The sequence below is a fragment of the Nocardia vinacea NBRC 16497 genome (assembly GCF_000308835.1).
Lineage (GTDB): Bacteria > Actinomycetota > Actinomycetes > Mycobacteriales > Mycobacteriaceae > Nocardia > Nocardia vinacea.
On sequence record NZ_BAGN01000232.1, the window covers coordinates 1 to 19,669 of the forward strand.

Annotated in this window: 21 protein-coding genes; 11 read left to right on the forward strand and 10 right to left on the reverse strand. The window is 66.0% G+C overall.

Features of this window, described 5'->3' with window-relative positions:
* Nucleotides 1-140: 140 nt before the first annotated feature.
* Nucleotides 141-599 carry a hypothetical protein gene (locus ON44_RS32160; protein WP_040697226.1) on the reverse strand — a complete coding sequence of 153 codons (459 nt, stop codon included), beginning with the start codon at nt 597-599 and terminating at the stop codon, nt 141-143.
* A 317-nt stretch (nt 600-916) separates the two neighbouring features.
* Here ON44_RS32160 and ON44_RS32165 point away from each other — a divergent pair, with 317 nt between their 5' ends.
* Nucleotides 917-2,107, forward strand: coding sequence for a helix-turn-helix domain-containing protein (locus ON44_RS32165; protein ID WP_040697228.1), 1,191 nt, complete (start codon nt 917-919; stop codon nt 2,105-2,107).
* 58 nt (nt 2,108-2,165) lie between these two features.
* Here the strand turns inward: ON44_RS32165 and ON44_RS32170 are convergent, their stop codons facing one another.
* The 4 genes from ON44_RS32170 to ON44_RS32185 all read right to left on the reverse strand — a co-directional run bounded on the left by ON44_RS32170 (nt 2,166) and on the right by ON44_RS32185 (nt 6,670).
* Entirely contained in the window at nt 2,166-2,864 is a 699-nt protein-coding gene (locus ON44_RS32170; protein WP_051182675.1) for a DUF1707 SHOCT-like domain-containing protein, read from the reverse strand.
* A 442-nt stretch (nt 2,865-3,306) separates the two neighbouring features.
* Nucleotides 3,307-3,939: a response regulator gene (locus tag ON44_RS32175; protein WP_051182679.1), complete on the reverse strand. Its 633-nt coding sequence runs from the start codon at nt 3,937-3,939 to the stop codon at nt 3,307-3,309.
* Between the two features lie 420 nt (nt 3,940-4,359).
* Complete coding sequence (gene macS / locus ON44_RS32180) at nt 4,360-5,562, reverse strand: MacS family sensor histidine kinase (protein WP_051182676.1); 1,203 nt, start codon at nt 5,560-5,562, stop codon at nt 4,360-4,362.
* On the reverse strand, nt 5,540-6,670 hold the full coding sequence (locus ON44_RS32185; protein ID WP_506333350.1) for an AI-2E family transporter: 1,131 nt from the start codon (nt 6,668-6,670) through the stop codon (nt 5,540-5,542). The genes macS and ON44_RS32185 overlap by 23 nt, the downstream gene beginning before the upstream one ends.
* 216 nt (nt 6,671-6,886) lie before the next feature.
* Between ON44_RS32185 and ON44_RS32190 the strand changes: the two genes are divergently transcribed.
* The 3 genes from ON44_RS32190 to ON44_RS32200 all read left to right on the forward strand — a co-directional run bounded on the left by ON44_RS32190 (nt 6,887) and on the right by ON44_RS32200 (nt 10,577).
* Entirely contained in the window at nt 6,887-8,404 is a 1,518-nt protein-coding gene (locus ON44_RS32190; protein ID WP_174415193.1) for an adenylate/guanylate cyclase domain-containing protein, read from the forward strand.
* 121 nt (nt 8,405-8,525) lie between these two features.
* Entirely contained in the window at nt 8,526-9,638 is a 1,113-nt protein-coding gene (locus tag ON44_RS32195) for a lysylphosphatidylglycerol synthase transmembrane domain-containing protein (protein WP_040697230.1), read from the forward strand.
* 561 nt (nt 9,639-10,199) lie between these two features.
* Entirely contained in the window at nt 10,200-10,577 is a 378-nt protein-coding gene (locus ON44_RS32200; protein ID WP_040697232.1) for a DUF3054 domain-containing protein, read from the forward strand.
* Here the strand turns inward: ON44_RS32200 and ON44_RS32205 are convergent, their stop codons facing one another.
* Nucleotides 10,578-12,257, reverse strand: a complete 1,680-nt coding sequence (locus ON44_RS32205) for an NTF2-like N-terminal transpeptidase domain-containing protein (RefSeq protein WP_040697312.1) — start codon at nt 12,255-12,257, stop codon at nt 10,578-10,580. It lies immediately after the preceding gene.
* 415 nt (nt 12,258-12,672) lie between these two features.
* Between ON44_RS32205 and abmR the strand changes: the two genes are divergently transcribed.
* Nucleotides 12,673-13,254 carry an ATP-binding transcription factor AbmR gene (abmR, locus tag ON44_RS32210; protein ID WP_040697235.1) on the forward strand — a complete coding sequence of 194 codons (582 nt, stop codon included), beginning with the start codon at nt 12,673-12,675 and terminating at the stop codon, nt 13,252-13,254.
* A 24-nt stretch (nt 13,255-13,278) separates the two neighbouring features.
* Nucleotides 13,279-13,716, forward strand: a complete 438-nt coding sequence (aroQ, locus tag ON44_RS32215) for a type II 3-dehydroquinate dehydratase (protein ID WP_040697238.1) — start codon at nt 13,279-13,281, stop codon at nt 13,714-13,716.
* A 53-nt stretch (nt 13,717-13,769) separates the two neighbouring features.
* Here the strand turns inward: aroQ and ON44_RS32220 are convergent, their stop codons facing one another.
* Both ON44_RS32220 and ON44_RS32225 read right to left on the reverse strand, forming a co-directional pair.
* Nucleotides 13,770-14,216 carry a nitroreductase family deazaflavin-dependent oxidoreductase gene (locus tag ON44_RS32220; protein ID WP_051182678.1) on the reverse strand — a complete coding sequence of 149 codons (447 nt, stop codon included), beginning with the start codon at nt 14,214-14,216 and terminating at the stop codon, nt 13,770-13,772.
* Between the two features lie 169 nt (nt 14,217-14,385).
* Nucleotides 14,386-14,745, reverse strand: coding sequence for an Rv2640c family ArsR-like transcriptional regulator (locus tag ON44_RS32225; RefSeq protein ID WP_040697241.1), 360 nt, complete (start codon nt 14,743-14,745; stop codon nt 14,386-14,388).
* A 101-nt stretch (nt 14,746-14,846) separates the two neighbouring features.
* Between ON44_RS32225 and ON44_RS32230 the strand changes: the two genes are divergently transcribed.
* From ON44_RS32230 to ON44_RS32245, 4 genes are all read left to right on the forward strand, one after another.
* Nucleotides 14,847-15,377: an ArsI/CadI family heavy metal resistance metalloenzyme gene (locus tag ON44_RS32230; RefSeq protein ID WP_040697244.1), complete on the forward strand. Its 531-nt coding sequence runs from the start codon at nt 14,847-14,849 to the stop codon at nt 15,375-15,377.
* A 66-nt stretch (nt 15,378-15,443) separates the two neighbouring features.
* Entirely contained in the window at nt 15,444-15,821 is a 378-nt protein-coding gene (locus ON44_RS32235; RefSeq protein WP_040697247.1) for an ArsR/SmtB family transcription factor, read from the forward strand.
* Entirely contained in the window at nt 15,818-16,543 is a 726-nt protein-coding gene (locus tag ON44_RS32240; RefSeq protein ID WP_040697250.1) for an aquaporin, read from the forward strand. The genes ON44_RS32235 and ON44_RS32240 overlap by 4 nt, the downstream gene beginning before the upstream one ends.
* A gap of 16 nt (nt 16,544-16,559) precedes the next feature.
* Nucleotides 16,560-16,973, forward strand: a complete 414-nt coding sequence (locus ON44_RS32245) for an arsenate reductase ArsC (protein WP_040697252.1) — start codon at nt 16,560-16,562, stop codon at nt 16,971-16,973.
* Nucleotides 16,974-16,998: 25 nt separating this feature from the next.
* Here the strand turns inward: ON44_RS32245 and ON44_RS32250 are convergent, their stop codons facing one another.
* Both ON44_RS32250 and ON44_RS32255 read right to left on the reverse strand, forming a co-directional pair.
* Nucleotides 16,999-17,841 carry an LLM class flavin-dependent oxidoreductase gene (locus ON44_RS32250; RefSeq protein WP_245567424.1) on the reverse strand — a complete coding sequence of 281 codons (843 nt, stop codon included), beginning with the start codon at nt 17,839-17,841 and terminating at the stop codon, nt 16,999-17,001.
* A gap of 10 nt (nt 17,842-17,851) precedes the next feature.
* A complete protein-coding gene (locus ON44_RS32255; protein ID WP_040697316.1) occupies nt 17,852-18,895 on the reverse strand; it encodes an aldo/keto reductase in 1,044 nt (347 codons plus the stop codon).
* Nucleotides 18,896-19,035: 140 nt separating this feature from the next.
* Here ON44_RS32255 and ON44_RS32260 point away from each other — a divergent pair, with 140 nt between their 5' ends.
* A complete protein-coding gene (locus ON44_RS32260; RefSeq protein WP_040697256.1) occupies nt 19,036-19,623 on the forward strand; it encodes a TetR/AcrR family transcriptional regulator in 588 nt (195 codons plus the stop codon).
* Nucleotides 19,624-19,669 lie beyond the last annotated feature (46 nt).

Consider the following 19,669-nt stretch of genomic DNA (forward strand, 5'->3'; position numbering starts at 1 on the left):
GGTACTCATCCGGGATCTACTCGAATTCCAGCTGCGCGACCGAGTCACCCAGTACGAAGATGCCTACCGCCGCAGCGCTATACCGGCGGCCGATCCACCGGAACCCCCACCCGGTCGTGGCGGGCGGGGGTAGGCGCTGACTACAGGGTGTGGGAGCGCATGTTGGTGACCTGGTAGACCGCGTTGATTACCGCGGACCGGGGTGGCATGCGCAAGACGCCCGGGGTTGGTTCGCCTGCCCAGTGCCAGCCGAGTTGGGAATCGGTGGTGGGGAGCAGGACATGGCGGCCAGGGGGGATGACGGTCACGTGATGTCCGGCCAGGCAGCGGCGCACGCTGATCTCGACCGGGGTGGCCGGGCTCGGTGGTGCGACGAGGAAAGTCCAGGTGCGTTCGCCTGGGTCGGCGACCACCGGGGCCGTGTAGGTCCGGTCGAGGGTGCCCAGGACTTTGCGGCCGAGATCCGGCGGCAGCACCAGGGCGCCGAGGATGGATCCAGTGGTGATCATCGGGCGACCCGCCATCAGTTGGACCGGCAGTCCGTACCGATGTCGCAGCATATGCGCGATTTCGTGGGGCGAGTGACAGCGCTCGAACATGGCCTACTCCTCCCCCCGTCCGCAGGCCGGGCAGCCCCTTCCGCGTAGCGGACCGTGCTGTTCGCGCACGCGCTGGGTGTGGCGCGCGGATCGACTGGTCTGGACACCCGGCTCGAACGCGCGATCGGCGCGGAGAGCTCGCACGGTGGTATTCGGCATTGTCGTCATTGCCGCCGCCCTTTGCATTCTCAAAGTTGCAGAAAGGCCACGGTATTCCAACTGAGCAGGAACGAGTCGTACGTAATGTCCCACTTCGAGTGAGCGCGATCACCTAACGTCGTACCCTGAAACAAGGATGTAACAAAGGACTTGGCTATATGGACGATTCGTCGATCGGCGTGCGGATAAGACTCTTCCGTGGAAAGGCGCTCACCCAGCGCCAACTCGCCGACCAAGCCGGTGTCAGCGTGGATCTGGTGCGCAAACTGGAACAGGGTGGCCGCCAGACCGCGTCGATCGCCAGTCTGCAAAAACTCGCGCGCGCACTGGATGTCGACATCTCCGACCTGGTGGGCAAGCGACACGGCATTCCCTCCGGCAACCCCGATGCCGGTATCGTCGCGATCCGGCGCGCACTGACCCCGGTCGACGATCTGCTCGGTGAGATTCCGTCCGAGGATGCGATCGGCCTCGACGAGGGCAGTCGCGCAGTCGATTATGCGTGGGGCGCCTACTGGACCGGCCACTACGAACTGCTGACCTCGATCCTGCCGACCGGGCTCACCCAGTTGCGGGCAACGGTGCACGCCGCCCGCAACGGCGCGGTCGCATCCGCGAATGAACTACTCGCACGGATGTATTGGGTCACCGGCTGCACCCTGGTCCATCTCGGGCAGACCGATCCGGCGTTCCTCGCGATCCGGCAGGCACTGGCCGCCGCCGAGCTCGGCAATGATCCGCTGCTGCTGGCCACCGTTCGCGGCTCGGTCGCCTGGCAGCTGCTGGTGCAGGGCCGCTACGAGGAGTCGCGCAAGGTCGCGCTGCGTGCGGCGGCGGATCTGGAGCCCGAGGGTGATGAAGCTCCGGCACACCTGTCCGCGTACGGATCGCTGGTCCTGCAGGGCGCAACCGCGGCCGGTCGGTCGCAGGACGTTCCCGAAGCGTTGTCGCTGGTCCAAGCGGCGGGTGAAGTCGCGCTGCGCATCGGCGTAGATCGTCACGATTACGAAACCTATTTCGGCCCTTCACAAGTCGTCATGCAGACGGTCGATGTGAATATCAGCTCCGAACGCTATCCGGAGGCACTGACCGCCGCCCAGGATATGCCCGCGAATTGCGGTCTGCCCCAGGCCTCCCGCGCCCGCCACCTCACCGATACGGCCGTCGCCCTGACCCGCACCGGCCAGCACAAGCGCGCCCTCGCCGCCCTGCTCGACGCCGAACGCGTCGGCGGTGCCGACTGGATCAAATACCAGTCCCTGCCCCGGCACATCGTCTCCGAACTACTGGACCATGACCGCCGAGTCCCGTTGCGCGCCTTCGCCCGCCGCATCGGCGTCAACACCTGATCCACCTGCCCGCGCCAGCTCCCCCGCGCAGCCCGGCGAACAATCGATTCGGTCTGCGCTAGCTACCCATCAACTTGCGCCATTGGGCGCGCAGGGAGTGTTTGGCGGTTATCGAGCCGAAGCGGATCCGGCCTGCTACGACGACGTGCAGTGGGCCGAGGGGCGGGCCGGTGCGGACCTTGTTGTTGACGCTCGAGCCGATCAGGTCGACGGCGTTGAGGTCGACGGTGGCTTCGGCGGGGACGATGAGGGTGAGTGAGCTGAGGTAGTCGTCGACGTGTACCTCGACGACCTGGGTGGACATGATCGCCTCGGTGAAATCGAGGGTGACGCCGGAGAGCCAGTTGTTCAGATGCAGCGCGGGCGCCACCTGCCACCGACCGCGGCGATTGACCCCGGACAGGCGGCTGCGGATCACATTCCCCGGCGTGACCTGCGACGGGACCGAGGGCGGCGGTGAGACCCGCTTTGTGAAGGCGGGCGAGGAATTCACGAATGTCGAGGGCGTGGCGGGCTGGCCGACGAGTCGCACGCCCGGCAGGTCGACAAGCACGGAATTCAGTTCACCGCGGGTCTTGGCGGCCAGCGCGGTATCCATCCGCTCGGTGAACTCCCCGAGGGAGAGCATGCCGAGCCCGACGGCCCGCTGGAGCAGTTGACCGACATGTTCGCGTTCGGCGTCGGAAACACGCAACTCACGATCGCCGACCACGTCACCGGAGCCGACACCGTTGGATACCGATTCGGGGCCACCCATGAATCCGAGATTACCGAGCCGAGCACCCCCGCCGCATCAGGGCAATCCCCGAGTCCTCCATCCCCTCGGCCCCGATCCCGCCGCTTTCCGCACAGATCCGGACCGTTCCGCGCTCATCACACAGACACATGGGCGAGCCGAGCTCGCACCTCCCCTGGAGCCCCCGGGGCACTCCATTGCACCACCGGGCACCGAGACGACGAACCCGCACACCGGGCACCCCGGCGTGTGTCGGCGAGTGTCTTCTGGTGCACCGCCCGACACGTGGACCCGCACGGGATGATCGGGGCGCGACTGGAAACCTCTGGGGACCGAAACCGCCGCGCAGGAGTCCGGGAACCGTTGCACCACCCAATCGAGAACCATTGCGCTGATCGAGAACCAATGCGCGCGCCTGCTCGAGAAACTGTTGCGGCCACCTGCTCGAGATATCCATGCGCACCTACTCCAGCCCCTGCTCGATCGCATAGCGAGTCAGTTCAACCCGGTTGGCCAATTGCAACTTCCGCAGGGTCGCCTGCACATGGTTCTCCACAGTTCGATGGCTGAGCCCGAGCCGCGACGCAATCTGCTTGGCGGACAAGCCTTTCGCCACCATCCGCAAGACCTCGGTCTCCCGCTCGGTCAGCGCGGGCCGATGCGGTTCATCCGGTTCGACCGGCGCGGTCGCCATCCGCCGATACTCACCGAGCACCAGCCCGGCCAGCCCCGGCGTGAACACCGGTTGCCCAGCCGCAGTGGCCCGAACCGCCTCGATCAACTCGCTCGCGGACGCACTCTTGACCAGATAACCCGAGGCCCCCGCCTTGATCGCATCCAGCACATCGGCGCGCTCGGCCGACGCCGACAACACGAGCACCCGGCTCTCCGGCGACACCCGCAGTACCTCCGCAGTCGCCTGCGCCCCATTCCCATCGGGCAACTGCATATCCATCAACACCACCGCAGGCCGCACCGCCGCCGCCCGCCGAGTAGCCGACCCCACCCCATCCGCCGTCGCGGCAACCACGAACCCGGCCTCGGCCAGATCGCGAGACACTCCATCACGCCACATGGGATGGTCGTCCACCACCATCACCGAAATCGCCTCGACCGCATTGTCCCTGGTCACAATGTCCTCCTGCACGCTCGTACCCCCAGGCAGCCAGGGGTTACCGACGACCCGATCGCCTCGGCCGCACCATCACCGCTCACAAGGTCCTCCCACGCACTCGAACTCCCGGCAGCCAGGGGTAACCGACGACCCGATCGCCTCGGCCGCACCATCACCGCTCACAAGGTCCTCCCACGCACTCGAACTCCCGGCAAGCAGGGGCGATCGATGACCAATCGCTTCGGAAGCATTACCACTGGTCACAGTGTCCTCCTCCACACTCGAAACGCCGGTATGCACCGACCTGGCCGCACGGTTGCGGGAGTTCACGCGGCAGCGTCCGCACGCCGGTCGTGATTCACGACGAAAATCTGCGCCGGCAAGATGTCGGCGCGCAAGCACTCACGCCACACCTCCCGAACGCGGCACCCGAAACTCCCATTCGGTACCGAACCCAACCCCACCAGCCTCCTCGGTCAGCAATACCGCCGTTCCGCCCAACGTCTCGATGCGGCCGACAATGGATCGCGAAACCCCCATGCGCCCCTCGGCTTCCGCCTCTTCCAAGCGCCCCGGCGCAATCCCGACACCGTCATCGCGCACGCTGATGATCAGCTCGTCACCGGTATCCTCCAGCAGCACATAAGCTTTCGCATCCGGCCCGGCATGCAGCGCGACATTGGACAGTGCGTTCGCCACCGCCGCCGCGATCTCACCCGCCGTCCACCGCCCGACCCGCACCGGCTCACCCGGCGTCGAAACGAAGACCGATGGCGTCGCATGCACGGTCAACAGCGGCCGCAGATCGACATCCGCACCACCGGTATCCCCGTGCCTACCCTGCTCGGAGAGCAAAACGCGCAGCGCCACTTCCTGTTCCGCCGCCCGCTGTGCCAGTTCTTCGGTGGGACCGCCGATCTCGCTACCACGCCGCTTGATATAGCTGAGCACCTGCAGCACTCCATCGTGCACCTCACGAGCCAGCCGCTCCCGCTCCTCCGCCGCCGCGGTCAACCGAACGGCCCGTTCCAGCTGCCCCTGCGCCCGACGCGCGGTATTGGCGGCCAGGCCGAGCGCCAGCCCGATGGAGACGAGCACCGGCGCGGTCGCATCGGCCCACACATCCTGGCCCCACTGCTCGCGCACCGTCACGATGACCGCCGCTATCAGAAGCCCGGAGAGCACCCCGGCGAGCGGCCCGCGCAGTATCGCCGCGGACACAACGGCATTGGCGACCCACAGGGTGGTCGGCAGCGTCTGATGTCCGTGGTACCAGCCGTAATCGGCGACCAACCGGGTCGAGGCGATCAGCGCGATCACCACCACGTGATCTCCGATCACCACCCACGACCGCAGCCGCGCCACATCGGGAAAGTGCCACTGCGACAACATGAATGCCGAAGCACCGGACCACACCGCCATCACGGCGATCAATACCCAGCTCAGCTGCTGATTCTGGTAGTACTGCACCGAGGCGATCTGCTGACCGACCGCATAGAGCAGCGTGACCAGCCGCAATGCCTGCACCGCACGCCACAGCGGCGCGGTCGCCGCATCGTCCGCGCTCAGCTCGGCTGCGACCTCACCTGGGCCCGGCCGAGTCATCCGACCGGTCCTCCCGGTGCATCTCCTTGGTCAGCACCGCATCCACATCGAACCGGCCGGGCTCCGGTTTATCCGGCTCCACCGCAAATCGACCCCCGTCGCCGGTGTGCAGTTCCTCGAACGCCTCCTCCGGACTCTCCGACAGCAGCGACCGAATCGCGGTATTCATCACCGCGACGAACGGCACCGCCAAGAGCGCGCCCGCGATGCCACCGAGCACGAGGCCCGCGGCAATGGCCAGCACCACCGCGAGCGGATGGATGCTCACCGCCCGACCGAGCAGCAATGGTTGCAGCACATGGCTTTCCAGCTGCATCACCGCGATAATGATGCCGAGCACGATCACCGCGGTCACCCAGCCCTTGGTCACCAATGCGATGAATACCGCGATGGTCCCGGCGAGGAATGCACCGACGATCGGGATGAACGCGCTGATGAATACCAGCGAGGCCAACGGCAATGCCAGCGGCACCCCGAGAATCGCTAGACCGGCACCGATGCCGATGGCATCGACCAGCGCCACCACCACCGTCGCGCGGACGAATCCGACCAGCGTGCCGAAGCCGAGTTGCCCTGCGGTGCGCACCTTTTCCCGGTGCGGGGTCGGCACGATCCGGGTCACGAAATGCCAGATCTGATCGCCGCCGTAAAGAAAGAAAATGAGAATGAAAAGCGTCAAGAACGCGCCGGTGAGAACATGCCCGATCACCGTCGCGGTGGTCAAGGCCCCGCTGGTGAGACCTTCCCTGTTCGATTGAATCGTTTTGACGATCGTGTCGCCCGCATTCCGAATCTGCTCATTGCTCAGATGCAGCGGACCATTGATCAGCCAGTCCTGAATCTCGTGGACGCTGTGGGTGATTTCGTCGGACAGCTGCGGTACGCCCTCGATGAACTGCTCGATGACGAAGGTCATGATTCCCGCGACCACCCCGAGCGATCCGACCAGCGCGACGAAGACCCCCACCGACCTCGGCACCCCGAGCCGCTGCATCCAATCCACCAGCGGCGCTAGCAATGCGGCCGCCAGTAGGCCGATGGCAAGCGGTATCGCCACCGCCGCCAGCTTCTGCACCACCATCGTGACCGCGATCAGCGCGGCGAACATCACCAGCAGCCGCCACGCCCACTCGGCGGAAACTCGGACGAACGGATGTACAGAATCAGCAGCCGACCGCGCAGCAGTGGCTTTTCCGAGAGCACTAACCTTCTGGTCGGTCACCTCCGCGAGCCTAATGGCCGCACCGCGCCGCGGACATGCTCGGATGATCCAAACGCTAGATTGGTCATCGTGTCAGCGCCCTTGGAAGCGGTCAAACAGACCATGCGAACGCGCTGGCCGCTGTACCTGACATCGATGCTGTTGGCCAATGCCTTCGGCGCGGTCCTGGTGTGGGCGTTCATCCAATATGGACTCCCGGTTCCCGAAGGTGAGGCGGCCGGTGCCAGACGCACCGGCCTGCTGATTCCCAGTCTGGTTTTCACCACCGGTGGTTTGCTGAGCCTGGCCGCTTCGGCGCTCATGCTGCGTCCGGTCATGCGCTGGCAGATGCGCGGTGGGCCGCCCAGCCACCAGGAGCAGATGGCCGCACTGCACGCGCCACTGCGCCAGGCGATCCTGCATCTGGTGCTGTGGTTGATCGGCGGCGCCATCCTGGCGGCCACCATCATCGTGGACGCGCCGGAGCTGGCCGGCGCGGTCATCGTCACCGAATGTATGGCCGCGACGATCGTCTTCGGTTTCACCTACATGCTCGGCGAACGGATTCTGCGCCCGGTCGCCGCGCAGGCCCTCACCGAGGGCTCGTTCGACCACACGCTGACGCCGGGCGTCGGCACCAGGATGGGGATGACCTGGGGTATGGGCACCTTCGCCCCGACCATCGCCATCGTGCTGCTGTGCGTAACCCAGATCTCGTCGGACGTGAAGTTCTCCGCGCAATCGCTGGCCATCTCGATTCTGCTGCTGTGCGGTGTGGTGATCATGCAGGCGCTGGCGCTGTCGATGCTGACCGGATCGAGCATCTCCGACCCGGTGCGCCAGCTCAGCCAGGCCATCGACCGGGTACAGGAGGGCGCTCGCGACGTGCAGGTCGAAGTGTTCGACGGCAGTGAGATCGGACTGCTGCAGGTCGGCTTCAACCGCATGATGGAAGAGGCCGCCAAACGCCGCCAGCTGCAGGAACTCTTCGGTCAGCATGTCGGTGAGGAGGTGGCACAGCGCGCACTCGACTACGGCACCGAACTCGGCGGCGAGACCCGATTCGTGGCCGTGCTGTTCGTCGATATGGTCGGGTCCACCGCGACCGCCGCGGAGCGACCGCCGACCGAGGTGGTCAGCCTGCTCAACGAGTTCTTCCGCATCGTGGTCGACGTCATCGACCGGCACCACGGCTTCGTCAATAAGTTCGTCGGCGATGCCGCACTTGCGATCTTCGGCGCCCCGCTGGACCGCCCGGACGCACCGACCGCCGCCCTGGCCGCCGCCCGTGAACTGCGCGAAGTCCTGCGCGAGGTGCCCGGACTCGATATCGGTATCGGAGTTTCGGCGGGTCTGGCCGTCGCCGGAAATATCGGCGCCGCAAACCGTTTCGAATACACCGTGATCGGCGATCCGGTGAACGAGGCATCACGCCTGACCGAACTGGCCAAAGATCAACCCGGCCGCGTACTCGCCTCGGGCAGCGCGCTGTATTTCGCCGATGAAAGTGAGCAGGACTTTTGGCTGATGGGCGAGGAAGTCCAGCTGCGCGGGCGGCGACGAAAGACCAGGTTGGCCTGGCCGAAGGATGGGGCCGCGGTGCGAGCTGGTTTTTTCGAGCGACCTGCGAGCAGTCGCTAGCGGCCGGGCCCGGAGGCGGCCGCCTGCGTAACCACGGAGGGCCCCGGGAGCACCGCCGATTAGATACTGGCTCCGCACGTCGATGCAGACAGCGAAACAGCCGGTTCGTTAGGCTGACCGCGTGACGGCCAATGGGGAACTAGCCGGCGAGCCCGCGCCGCAGCCGTCCGACGACCCCGATAGACCGGCGAAACGTGGTCGCCGGAGCAAATTCTGGTGGGTCAAATGGGTCGCGGGCATCGCTCTACTGGCATTGCTGATCGGCGAGGGTTACTACCTCTGGCCACGATTACACGATTCCTGGAATAACCTCACCGAAATTCATTGGGGCTGGGTCGCCGCCTGTATCTGGTTGCAGGCACTGTCGATGAGCGGATTCAGCCGGGTGCAGAAGCAACTGCTGCATGCGGGCGGTGTCGAGGTCCGTCAGCACAAATCCGTCGCCGTCGTCTACGGCGCCACCGCCATGTCGGTGACACTGCCTGCCGGACAGGTGTTCTCCACCGCCTTCACTTATCGCCAGACCCGCCGGTGGGGTGCGAATCCGATCGTCGCCTCCTGGCAGTTGGTGATGTCCGGTGTGATCGCGACCGCCGGACTGGCACTGCTCGGCGTCGGTGGTGCACTGCTGGTGGGCGACCGGGTCGGGCCGTTCAAGCTCATAGTGTCGCTGGCCGGTGTGATCGCGCTGGTGTGGGCGGGCAACCACCTGTCGAAGAATCCGGGCGCGCTGGAGGCCGTGCTGCGCCGCGGGCTCGCGCTGCTCAACCGGATTCGCAAACGCCCCGCCAAGCAGGGCATGAACAAGATCGCCGATATGCTCTCGCAGCTGGAATCGGTGGATCTCGGCAAGCGCGACGGGGCAATGGTCGCGGGTTGGGCGCTGGTGCACCGCTTCGCCGATGTGGCCTGTCTCGGCGCCGCCTGCTACGCGATCGGCGCCGATCCGAAGCTGGCCGGTCTACTGATCGCATTCACCGTGGGCAAGGCCGTCGGCTCGATCCCGTTCGCACCCGGCGGCATCGTCTACGTCGACGCGACCCTCATCTACGGCCTGACTGCGGGCGCGGCCCTGCCCGCCTCCCAGGCCGTCGCCGCCGCCTTCCTCTACCGCCTGGTGAGCTTCGTCCTGGTCGCGATCATCGGCTGGATCGTCTTCGCCTTCCTCTTCCGCACTCCGCAGGCCGATGATGCCGAATTCGAGAAGGAGTTCGAACAGCGCCGCGCTCTGTGACATTGGCAGCGCCTTCGGCGCTGCGTGTTCGCGGCCCCCTGTGTCTCGCGTCCGAGCCGTCGAGACTCGCGACTGCGTCGCATGCGCTTCGACGACTCGGACGCGAGACGGGCCGCGAACGGTCGCTCGTAAGACTCGCTCCGTCGTGGTCACCGATGGCGGATCGTTCGGCCACCGATGCACACGCGCTGGATGGTCGAGTCCTACGGCGTGCGGCGCATGCGCTTCGACGACTCGGACGCGAGACGGGCCGCGAACGGTCGCTCGTAGGACTCGCTCCGTGGTGGTCGCCGGTGGCGGATCGTTCGGCCACCGATGCACACGCGTCGGATAGTCGAGCCCCGCGCGTGCCGCGCATGCGCTTCGACGACTCGGCTGTGTCGATGGCCGCGCCTTCGGCGCGGACGCGAGACGGGCCGCTCGTAAGACTCGCTCCGTTGGGGGTCACCAGTGTGCGAACGGTTCAGGCGGCGAGGCGTTAGTGGGCGAGCACGGGGCCCGGACCTGATCAGCAGGTGTCGCATATCAGGAGCGGCCGCGGGCGCTACTACGCTGGCCCGCGTGAGGAAATTGGTGCCGTTGGTGGTGGATGTGCTGCTGGTGATCTTGTTCTGCGCGATCGGGCGGCGCAGCCATGAAGAGGCGGTACTCACCGGATTGCTGAAGACGGTGTGGCCGTTCGCGATCGGGCTGGCGATCGGCTGGGTCGTTGCGGCCGCGGTGGCCAGCCGGGTATCCGGCGAAAAGAGAGCGGTGCGATTCGACGGAACCGCCCTGTGGCCCACCGGTGTTCTGGTCTGGCTCGGCACGCTCTGTGGCGGCATGCTGTTGCGCGTGGTCAGCGGTCAGGGCACCGCATTCAGTTTCATCATCGTCGCGGCGTGTGTGCTCGCGCTGTTCCTGCTCGGCTGGCGCGCGGCCATCAGGGCCATCAACTGATCACGGCTCAGGGGTGGCCAGCGATTGGAACAACCTGGCCGCCATCCGCGCGGTCGCGTCGCCGCTGTCGGCGTCATTGATGTGAATCGCGAGGGCCAGATCCCCGGCATTCGCGATGAGCCAGCCGTCATTGCCCGCAGTGGCCATGAATCCGATGACATCGCGGTAGGGCCGCAACGGCGCGAACTCCGGTCGGCCCGCGCCGTCGCGCAACATCGCGCGCAGCCGATCGGTGAGTTGCGGTGACATCTCGGGGACCTGTGCGTCCGTGGCGCTCGGGTGGCCGGCCTCGATCATCGGCGGCGGCACCTGCCCGCGTGCGATGGCGGCCGCGGCGATCGCCATGCCGAATGGGCTGGCCAGCACCGCATCCGTACCACCGCCCTGGCGCACCTGCTCGGCACTGCGCCCCGCGACCGCGACCCGGCCGGTGACCTCGTCCAGTCCCGGCACCTTGTAATCGACGCCGACGCCGAGATTCGGCGCGGATTCGGCCGCATCCTGCACCGAAACGTCCTGCGGTGCCTTGTTCTTCAGCACCGCGGCGACATTGCGGAACAGATCGATATTGGTGCCGACCGGATAGAGCCCGGTGAACGCGACCGAACCGTGCTCACTGGCCTGCGTATTCTGCGCGACCGCGACGACCGCGCCGCTGGACGGCTGGATCGCCACGATCGAGGCGGGCGTCCCGACGCTCACCACCGCATCCTCGGCGGCGCGCTGCAGGCGCTGATCCATGGTGGCCGCGATATCCGGGCCGGGAGGGCCCTGGTAACCGGCGATCTGGCCGACGAAACGTCCGTCCTGTTCGAAAATCTGCACACCCCAACCGGAGTGCAGATCCTGGCTGTCCTGCCACACCTTGCGCAGCGCGTCCAGCATCGGCGACCAGGTCCGGCGGTCGGCAGAGATCAGCCGCGGCTGCTTCTCCATCACCACGCCGGGCACCCGGGCCAGCGCGGATTCCAGGATCGCGAAATCGGGTTCGCGCAGATTCACCGCGATGATCGGCTTGCCCTGTGAGGTCGACAGCTGCTGCATCAGCGACGGTCCGGTGATCAGCGGCGCGACCGGTTCGATGGCCTTGGCCAGCGCGTTGGTCGAGGCCACCGGATCGGTCGTCTTGGCGGGATCGAGTTTGACCACATTGATGACCTGCTCGGTCATCAGCGCGTCACCGACGATATCCTTGACCCGCGGCGGCGGGGTGGGCATGGTGCGCAGGAGCCGGACCGTGCGATTGTGGTCCAGCTGCGGCATGACGACGGCGGGATCCCAGGAGATGCGCCAGCCGATCGCCAACTTCCGCACGTTGCCCTGCAGGCTGTACCGCCAGGTCTTGTTCTCGCCGAAGTTCCAGGCGACATCCATGCTGAACAGGCCCGCCTCGCGGTCCAGGTCGATGAATTGGGTTTTCTGGTAGTCGACCTTGCCCGGCTGCAATCCGGCGAACATCTGTTTCAGCGTTGCGGATGCGGCCGTGGGATAAGAGGTGAGCTCCGCGGCCTTCGCATAGTTCTGCTCGTCGAGCAGTGCGGTGAAGCGATCGACGACGTACTCGGCTTCATTGCGCTTCACATCGGAACCACACGCCCCGATCGCGATAGCCAGCGCCACCACCCCCGAGAGTGCGATTGCGCCCCGGACGCGATAGCGGCGGGATCCCCACACATCCATATCGCCCACTCTTTACTCTTGTCACTCCAGTAACAAGACCACCGTACCTGAAATTAGCTGCCCGCCGAGCCACACCGGCCGGACGTTACCCATGCTCAGTATCTCCAATTGTTCCCGAAGCACGTGCTTCGGTTGGTCGATCATGGACGTTCCCCGGTCCCGTTGCGACACCCGGCGCCGCAACCGTACCGGCCGGAACACGAACTTGTCAGAAAACGGCCCACGTCGGCGTTTCGGCGGCCCGCGTTGGCGTTTCGATCGCGCAGGGCCTCGTTGACCAGCACACACCTTTATCTGGCGTACCCGCACGGCCGGTCGCCGAAACCGTTCGCACAGAGCAGAACCACTCGCACGGTTTGCGACGTAATCTTGTAATCAATGAAATATCGGCACCACAGTAAGTAGGTGAATCCCAATGAGGCACGAGCATCGGGGACGGGGCTTCGGACGACCGGGCGGCTGGCAGCAGGCCGATCTACCGGATCCCGCGGACGCTCCGGACTGGTTCGCCGGAAGGTTGCCGAGCGACTGGTTCGCCGGGCCGCCCGTCATCGAAATCGACCGGGACGAGATCGTGGTTATCGGTGAGCTCCCGGCCCCGGTATCAGAAAAGGACGAGGCTCCCGCCGGGGAGGTCCCGGCCGCGACGAAGGAAGGCGCCGTCGCCCGCTTCCGCGAGACCACCCGCCCGGCCCGCATGCAGATCGCGAACGAGGCCCAGCGCCGCTACGGGCGCAGCGTCGCCTGGGGCGTCTCGGTGGACGGCGAGCGAATCATGTTCACGCACTTGGCGGTTCCGGTGATGACGCGACTGCGACAGCCGGAGCGCAAGGTGCTCGACACGCTCGTCGATTCCGGTGTGGCACGCTCGCGCGCCGATGCGCTGGCGTGGACGGTGAAGTTGGCGGGCAAACATGCCGAGGCCTGGCTCGAGGAGTTGCGCACCGCCATGCGGAAGGTGGACGACCTGCGTTCGGAAGGTCCACAGGGACTCTGAACACAGCGGGCTAGTGTCTAAGCCATGTCGACACCTGGCCCGATTCTGGTTCTCAACGGCCCGAACCTCAATATGCTCGGCATCCGCCAGCCGGAGGTCTACGGGTCGGCCACGCTCGATGATGTCGTCCACTTGTGCCGACAGACCGCCGCCCGGTACGGCCGCGAGATCGATGCGTTCCAGTCGAATTCCGAAGGAGCGCTGATCGATCGGATCCACCGGGCGCGCGGCGTCGAGTCGGGCATTGTCATCAATCCAGGTGGGCTCACGCACACTTCGGTCGCGCTGCGTGATGCGCTGGTGATCCCGGAACTCCCGATTGTCGAGGTGCACATCAGCAATGTGCATGCGCGCGAAGAGTTCCGGCATCACTCCTACATCTCCCCCATCGCCACCGCGGTGGTGGCCGGGATGGGGATTCAGGGTTATGCCGCGGCCATCGAATTCCTGATCCACCGCTAGCGACTGCTTGCAGGTCGCTCGAAAGGATCGGCTGACCGGATCGGCTTGTCGCACTAGGCGAGTCGGAAGACCGGGAATCCCGGGGCAATCTCGGTCAACTCCGCATCAGTGGCATCCTTGGTGACGCCCTCGAAGAATTTGCCGACCTCCCAGCCCCACTTCTGCAGGTAGAGCCGCAGCAGCGGCACCTTGTCCGCATCGGCTACTTCGGTCGCCGTGAACGCCTCGGCCTTGCGCCCCAGCCGCAGTTCACCATTGCCCGCGACGCGCAGGTTGCGCACCCACTGCGTGTGGCCGCGCGGCGCTACCAGGTAGCGCGTGCCATCGGAATCGGTCATCAAATTGACCATGGTGGTGCGCCATTCGCCACTCTTACGACCGCGCACCGCCAGCAGCCGCGACCCCATAACGCTGATGCCGAGGCGAGGCAGCCAGTTGGCAATCTTGTTCATGATCGGGTCCATACCGGTCGGGCCGATGTAGCGGGTGCTGGCGTTCATTTTCCTACTCCTTTGTGAGCACTGCTCTCTGTTGAGATCAGTGTTCCACACCGGCTCCCGTCAAGTCAAGAGCACTGCTCTCTTTTTCATGACCACCCTCGGGCGCAGGCCAGCAGGCTTCTCGTAGCGTTCGCGCTCGAACCGATCCGCTCATCAATAGGGCCAGGATTCAGCGGCAGCAGTTGGGGTCCAGGACGAGGCACAGCGCCGCCAGGGATTCGCGCAGTGCGCGGTGATAGGTGTTCATGCCGCGACGTTCGGTCTCGACCAGGCCCGCTTTTCTCAGCTGGCCGAGGTGGTGGCTGGTGGTGGATTCGGCCAGTCCGATTGCCTGGGCGAGATCGCCGGTGTTCTCCGCACCAGCCGGGCTGGTGAGCAGCAGGGACAGCAGTTTGACGCGGACCGGTTCGGCGATGGCCTTGAGCCGCAACGCGATTTCCAGCGCGGCGGTGTCGTCGATCGGTGCCGCCGCGACGGGGGCGCAGCAGACCGGGGCGGACATGTCGATCACTGGTAGCGCCTTGGGCATGGAATCAACTCTACCCACCTTGTTGACATATGTCGAAAAGGTGGTGCACACTCGATCCCGTCAGCTTTTCGACATATGTCTCACAAGTGGAGGTAAGTCTCATGTCCCGCATACAGCTCGCCCTCAACGTCGACGACCTCGATCAGGCGGTGCAGTTTTACTCGACCCTGTTCGATGCCGAACCCGCCAAGCGCAAGCCGGGTTACGCCAACTTCGCCATCGCCGAGCCACCGGTCAAGCTCGTACTGATCGAGAATCCCGGCCAGGGCGGCAGTCTCAATCACCTCGGTGTCGAGGTGGAATCCAGCGATCAGGTGCACGCCGAGATCGCGCGGCTGTCGACTGCGGGGCTGTTCACCGAGGAGCAGATCGCGACCACGTGTTGCTTCGCCACCCAGGACAAGGTGTGGGTCACCGCCCCGGATGCCGAGCGCTGGGAGGTCTACACCGTGCTCGCCGACAGCGAGACCTTCGGCACCGCACCGCAACTCGCCACCGGCGCGGCGGTCGATGACGAGCAGGCGGTGTCGGTGTGCTGCGGCACCGCCGAGGATGCCGCCGCCGAGGGTGCGTGCTGCGCTAGCGACGCCAGGAAGGACGCTGTCACCGCCGGCGCATCCTGCTGCAAATAACCGTTCATGGGTTCGTTCATCCGTTGTTCGTTTGCCCTCGGATTCGATAACCATCAATATCGATGCGTGTCTAATCGAGAGCTCCCGCTGACCGACGTGACCTCACCCACGTGTGAGGTCACGCCCCTGGCTCGGCAACCCTTGACGGCGCGGGCCGCCGCCGATCTGGCGGCGGTGTTCAAGGCACTATCGGACCCGGTCCGGCTCCGTCTGCTGTCGGTGGTCGCCAGCCACACCGGCCAGGAAGCCTGCGTGTGCGATGTCTCCGCGGGATTCGACGTCTCCCAGCCCACCATCTCCCACCACCTGAAGGTGCTGCGGGAGGCCGGGTTGTTGTCGAGCGAACGGCGCGGGTCGTGGGTGTACTACCGAGTCGAACCCGCTGCCCTGCACCAACTTTCGCAGTTGCTGGACATCGCGCTGCCCGAGGCGCTCGCTCGATGAGTGCGCTGTCGCGGCGGCTGCTGGCCGAGTTCATGGGGACCGCGTTGCTGGTCTGCGCGGTCGTCGGCTCCGGAATCGCCGCCCAACAGCTCTCGCCGCACGACAGCGGCGTGCAGTTGCTGGAGAACTCGACCGCGACCGTTTTCGGGCTCGGTGTTTTGATCCTGATGCTCGGTCCGGTCTCCGGCGCTCACTTCAATCCCGTTGTCTCGACAGCGGATTGGTGGGCCGGACGGCGCCGTGGTACTGGGCTCACCGCTACCGACCTCGCCGCTTACGTCGGCGCGCAGGTCCTCGGCGCGGTGCTGGGAGCGGTACTGGCCAACATCATGTTCGACCAGCGTGCCGTCCAGATCTCCACCCACCACCGCGTCACCACCGGCCATCTGGTCGGGGAGGTGGTGGCCACGGCCGGACTGATCGCGGTCATCTTCGCCCTCGCCCGCACCGGCCGCGCCGCGATGTCGGCTGCGGCGGTGGCCGCCTACATCGGTGCGGCCTACTGGTTCACCAGCTCCACGTCCTTCGCCAACCCCGCGGTCACGATCGGCAGAATCTTCTCCGACACCTTTGCCGGTATCGCCCCCGCTTCGGTGCCAGCGTTCATCGCTGCCCAAATCCTCGGCGCCGGTATCGGATTCGCCCTGATCGGGCTGCTCTACCCCGCCCCGGCACCGGCCGAGAACATCGGCACACCGCACCCCGTCACCGGTCCCGCCTGAAAGCCGCACTCCACCAATGACATCCAAACCCAGCGTGCTGTTCGTCTGTGTCCACAATGCCGGACGCTCCCAGATGGCCGCAGCGTTCCTCACCCACCTCGCCGGTGACCGGGTCGAAGTCCGCTCCGCCGGATCCGCGCCCGCCGACCAGGTCAACCCTGCTGCCATCGCCGCTATGCGCGAGATCGGGATCGACATATCCGCCGAGATCCCCAAAATCCTCACCGTCGACGCCGTGCGGGGATCCGATGTGGTCATCACCATGGGCTGCGGCGACGCCTGCCCATACTTCCCCGGCAAGCAGTACCTGGACTGGAAGCTCGACGACCCCGCAGGCCAAGGCATCGACGCCGTCCGCCCTATCCGCGACGACATCGAAAACCGCGTCCGTGGCCTGCTCGACGAACTCGGCATCCCGGCACGATCGTGACCACCGCACCGGCCATCGGGTCGGACTAGCTCGACATGCCGATGAGCTCGGCGGCGACCCACCGTGCGATACCGGCTGGGTAGGGGGCGGACAGTCCGAGGACGATATGCCGGAAGCCGGCGTCGATCGCCTGGCCGATCGAGTCGCGGGTGCTGCCGGGCTGCTCGTAAGAGACCGGCAGGTGGATCGAGCGGGTGATCGAGGCGGGGTCCCGACCGATCTCGACGCAATAGCGGTCCAGCAGTGCGCTGCGGCGGATGACGTCGTCGATATCGCCGCCGGGGATGTTCCACAGGTCGGCGTGCTCGGCGGCCACGCGCAGCGTCGCGGCCGATCGCCCGCCGATGAGGATCGGCGGATGGGGATGCTGGACTGGTTTGGGGTTGCAGAACGCCCCGGTGAGCTGGACATGGGCACCGTGGAAGTCGAACGGTTCGTCCTCGGTCCACAACCGCCGGATGATCATGCAGGCCTCGGCGAAACCGTCTACGGCACTGGCAGTGTCGTGGAAGGGCAGACCGTGTGCCTCGTACTCGCGCCGAGCCAGCGGATGGCTGGGGCGTGAGCCCACACCGATACCGAAGTCGAGCCGCCCGCCGGAGACGATATCGACCGTCGCGGCGATCTTGGCCAGCATCGCGGGCGGCCGGAAGCGGTTGCTGGTCACGAGCAGGCCGACGCGCAGTCGCCGGGTCTGTGCCGCCAGGGCCGAGAGCAGTGTCCAACCTTCGTGGGTCGGTCCGTTCGGGTCACCGCCGATCGGCATGAGGTGGTCGAACAGCCACGCGTGTTCGATCTGCGGGATCGTGTCCGCTTCGCGCCAGACGCGCAGTACGTCGTGGTAGTCGACCTGCATCGGGGCGGTCATGATTCCGAAACTAGGCATGGCTACCGCCCGGCGACGAGCGACGTCGCAGAGTTGCGTCGAGGAGGGCGGGTGGCGTGTCGTACTTCTCATCCGGGGCGAGGTCGACGCCGGGCGCGACGATCACATCGATCGCATCCAGTATGTCGGCGGAGAGCACGGTGTCTGCGGCGGCGAGCTGCGAGTGCAGGTGGTCCATCGTGCGGGGGCCGATGATGGCGCTGGTCACGCCGGGGTGTGCGGTCACGAAACCGAGCGCCAGCTGGATCATCGTCAAACCAGCCTGCTCCGCGACCTTGGCCAACTGCTCGACAGCATCCATTTTCGCCCGGTTGGCCGGGACTGTGATGTCGAAGCGTTGCGGCATGAACTTCGAGCGGCTGGTGCTGATCTCCCGACCCGCGCGGACCGCACCCGACAGCCACCCCGAGGCCAACGGGCTCCAGACCAGCACGCCGAGTCCGTACTGCTCGGTCACGGGCAGCACGTGGGATTCGATGCCGCGCTGCAGGATCGAGTAGCCGGGCTGTTCGGTGACGTACGGGCGCAGGTGGTTTTCCCGAGCGGCCCACTGGGCCTGCACGATGCGGTACGCGGGAAATGTCGACGAACCGAAGTAGCGAATCTTTCCGGCCCGCTGCAGATCGGTCAGGGCCGACAGTGTCTCCTCGTCGCTGGTATTCGGGTCCCACCGGTGGATCTGGTAGAGATCGACGTGGTCGACGCCCAGCCGACGCAGGCTGTTGTCCAGCTCGGTGACCAACCAGCGGCGCGAACCACCCTGATGATTGCGCTCCGTCCCCATCGGCATGCTCGCCTTCGTGGCCAGCACGATGTCGTCGCGGCGGTCCGCGATGGCCTTGCCGACCATCTCCTCCGATTCGCCGTCGCTGTACCTATCGGCGGTGTCGATGAGGTTGATCCCGGCCTCCAGGGCGGCGTCGACCATAGCCGTGGCCTCGTCCTGGGTGGTGCGCCCGATCCGGCCGAAGTTCATCGCGCCGAGCGCGAGGGTGCTGACCTGCACACCGGTGCGGCCCAAAGTGCGGTACTGCATGAGGTATTCCTCCATGAGAGGCGAGTTCGCGATGCGTGAATTGGTTCCGGCTCGGATGCTCTGACATCCTGAACAAGCGGAACCCTGTTCCGATAACCAACATACGGAACATTGTTCCGCTTAACAAGTGGAGTGCCGAGGTGGTCGATATCGACAGCGGATCGGGGTCGTCGGCCCCGCGCAAACGGGCCGACGCCCGGCGCAACCAGAAGACACTGCTCGACGCGGCCGCTACGGCTTTCGTCGAGTCCGGCGTCGACGTGCCCGTACGCGATATCGCCACCAGGGCGGGCGTCGGCATCGGCACGATCTACCGCCACTTCCCGACCCGGGCCGAGCTCATCGTCGCCGTCTACCGGCACCAGGTCGAGGCATGCGCCGAGGCCGGTCCGACACTGCTGGCGGACAGCCGCACACCACATGCCGCCCTGGGGCAGTGGATCAACCTCTTCGTCGACTTCCTGATCACCAAGCACGGCCTCGCCGAGGCACTACAGTCCGACGATCCCACCTTCCAGACCCTGCACACCTATTTCCTCGACCGCCTCGTCCCGGTATGCGCCCAGCTGCTCGATGCCGCTGCCGCAGCGGGCGAGATTCGCCCCGACATGGATCCCTACGAACTCCTACGCGGCGTCGGCAACCTCTGCATCGGCGCAGGCAACACACCCCGCTACGACGCTCGCCGCATGGTCGAACTCCTCATCGCAGGACTGCGCCACCGGTAGGTCTCTACGCAGTGCGCACCTGTCCACAACGGTGAAATCGAACCGT

Coding starts and splice junctions, on each gene's coding strand:
- ON44_RS32160 (WP_040697226.1), bottom strand. CDS start 599: ATGTTCGAGCGCTGTCACTCGCCCCACGAAATCGCGCATATGCTGCGA.
- ON44_RS32165 (WP_040697228.1), top strand. CDS start 917: ATGGACGATTCGTCGATCGGCGTGCGGATAAGACTCTTCCGTGGAAAG.
- ON44_RS32170 (WP_051182675.1), bottom strand. CDS start 2,864: ATGGGTGGCCCCGAATCGGTATCCAACGGTGTCGGCTCCGGTGACGTG.
- ON44_RS32175 (WP_051182679.1), bottom strand. CDS start 3,939: ATGGTGGTGGACGACCATCCCATGTGGCGTGATGGAGTGTCTCGCGAT.
- macS (WP_051182676.1), bottom strand. CDS start 5,562: ATGACTCGGCCGGGCCCAGGTGAGGTCGCAGCCGAGCTGAGCGCGGAC.
- ON44_RS32185 (WP_506333350.1), bottom strand. CDS start 6,670: ATGTTCGCCGCGCTGATCGCGGTCACGATGGTGGTGCAGAAGCTGGCG.
- ON44_RS32190 (WP_174415193.1), top strand. CDS start 6,887: ATGCGAACGCGCTGGCCGCTGTACCTGACATCGATGCTGTTGGCCAAT.
- ON44_RS32205 (WP_040697312.1), bottom strand. CDS start 12,257: ATGGATGTGTGGGGATCCCGCCGCTATCGCGTCCGGGGCGCAATCGCA.
- abmR (WP_040697235.1), top strand. CDS start 12,673: ATGAGGCACGAGCATCGGGGACGGGGCTTCGGACGACCGGGCGGCTGG.
- aroQ (WP_040697238.1), top strand. CDS start 13,279: ATGTCGACACCTGGCCCGATTCTGGTTCTCAACGGCCCGAACCTCAAT.
- ON44_RS32220 (WP_051182678.1), bottom strand. CDS start 14,216: ATGAACGCCAGCACCCGCTACATCGGCCCGACCGGTATGGACCCGATC.
- ON44_RS32225 (WP_040697241.1), bottom strand. CDS start 14,745: ATGCCCAAGGCGCTACCAGTGATCGACATGTCCGCCCCGGTCTGCTGC.
- ON44_RS32230 (WP_040697244.1), top strand. CDS start 14,847: ATGTCCCGCATACAGCTCGCCCTCAACGTCGACGACCTCGATCAGGCG.
- ON44_RS32240 (WP_040697250.1), top strand. CDS start 15,818: ATGAGTGCGCTGTCGCGGCGGCTGCTGGCCGAGTTCATGGGGACCGCG.
- ON44_RS32245 (WP_040697252.1), top strand. CDS start 16,560: ATGACATCCAAACCCAGCGTGCTGTTCGTCTGTGTCCACAATGCCGGA.
- ON44_RS32250 (WP_245567424.1), bottom strand. CDS start 17,841: ATGACCGCCCCGATGCAGGTCGACTACCACGACGTACTGCGCGTCTGG.
- ON44_RS32255 (WP_040697316.1), bottom strand. CDS start 18,895: ATGCAGTACCGCACTTTGGGCCGCACCGGTGTGCAGGTCAGCACCCTC.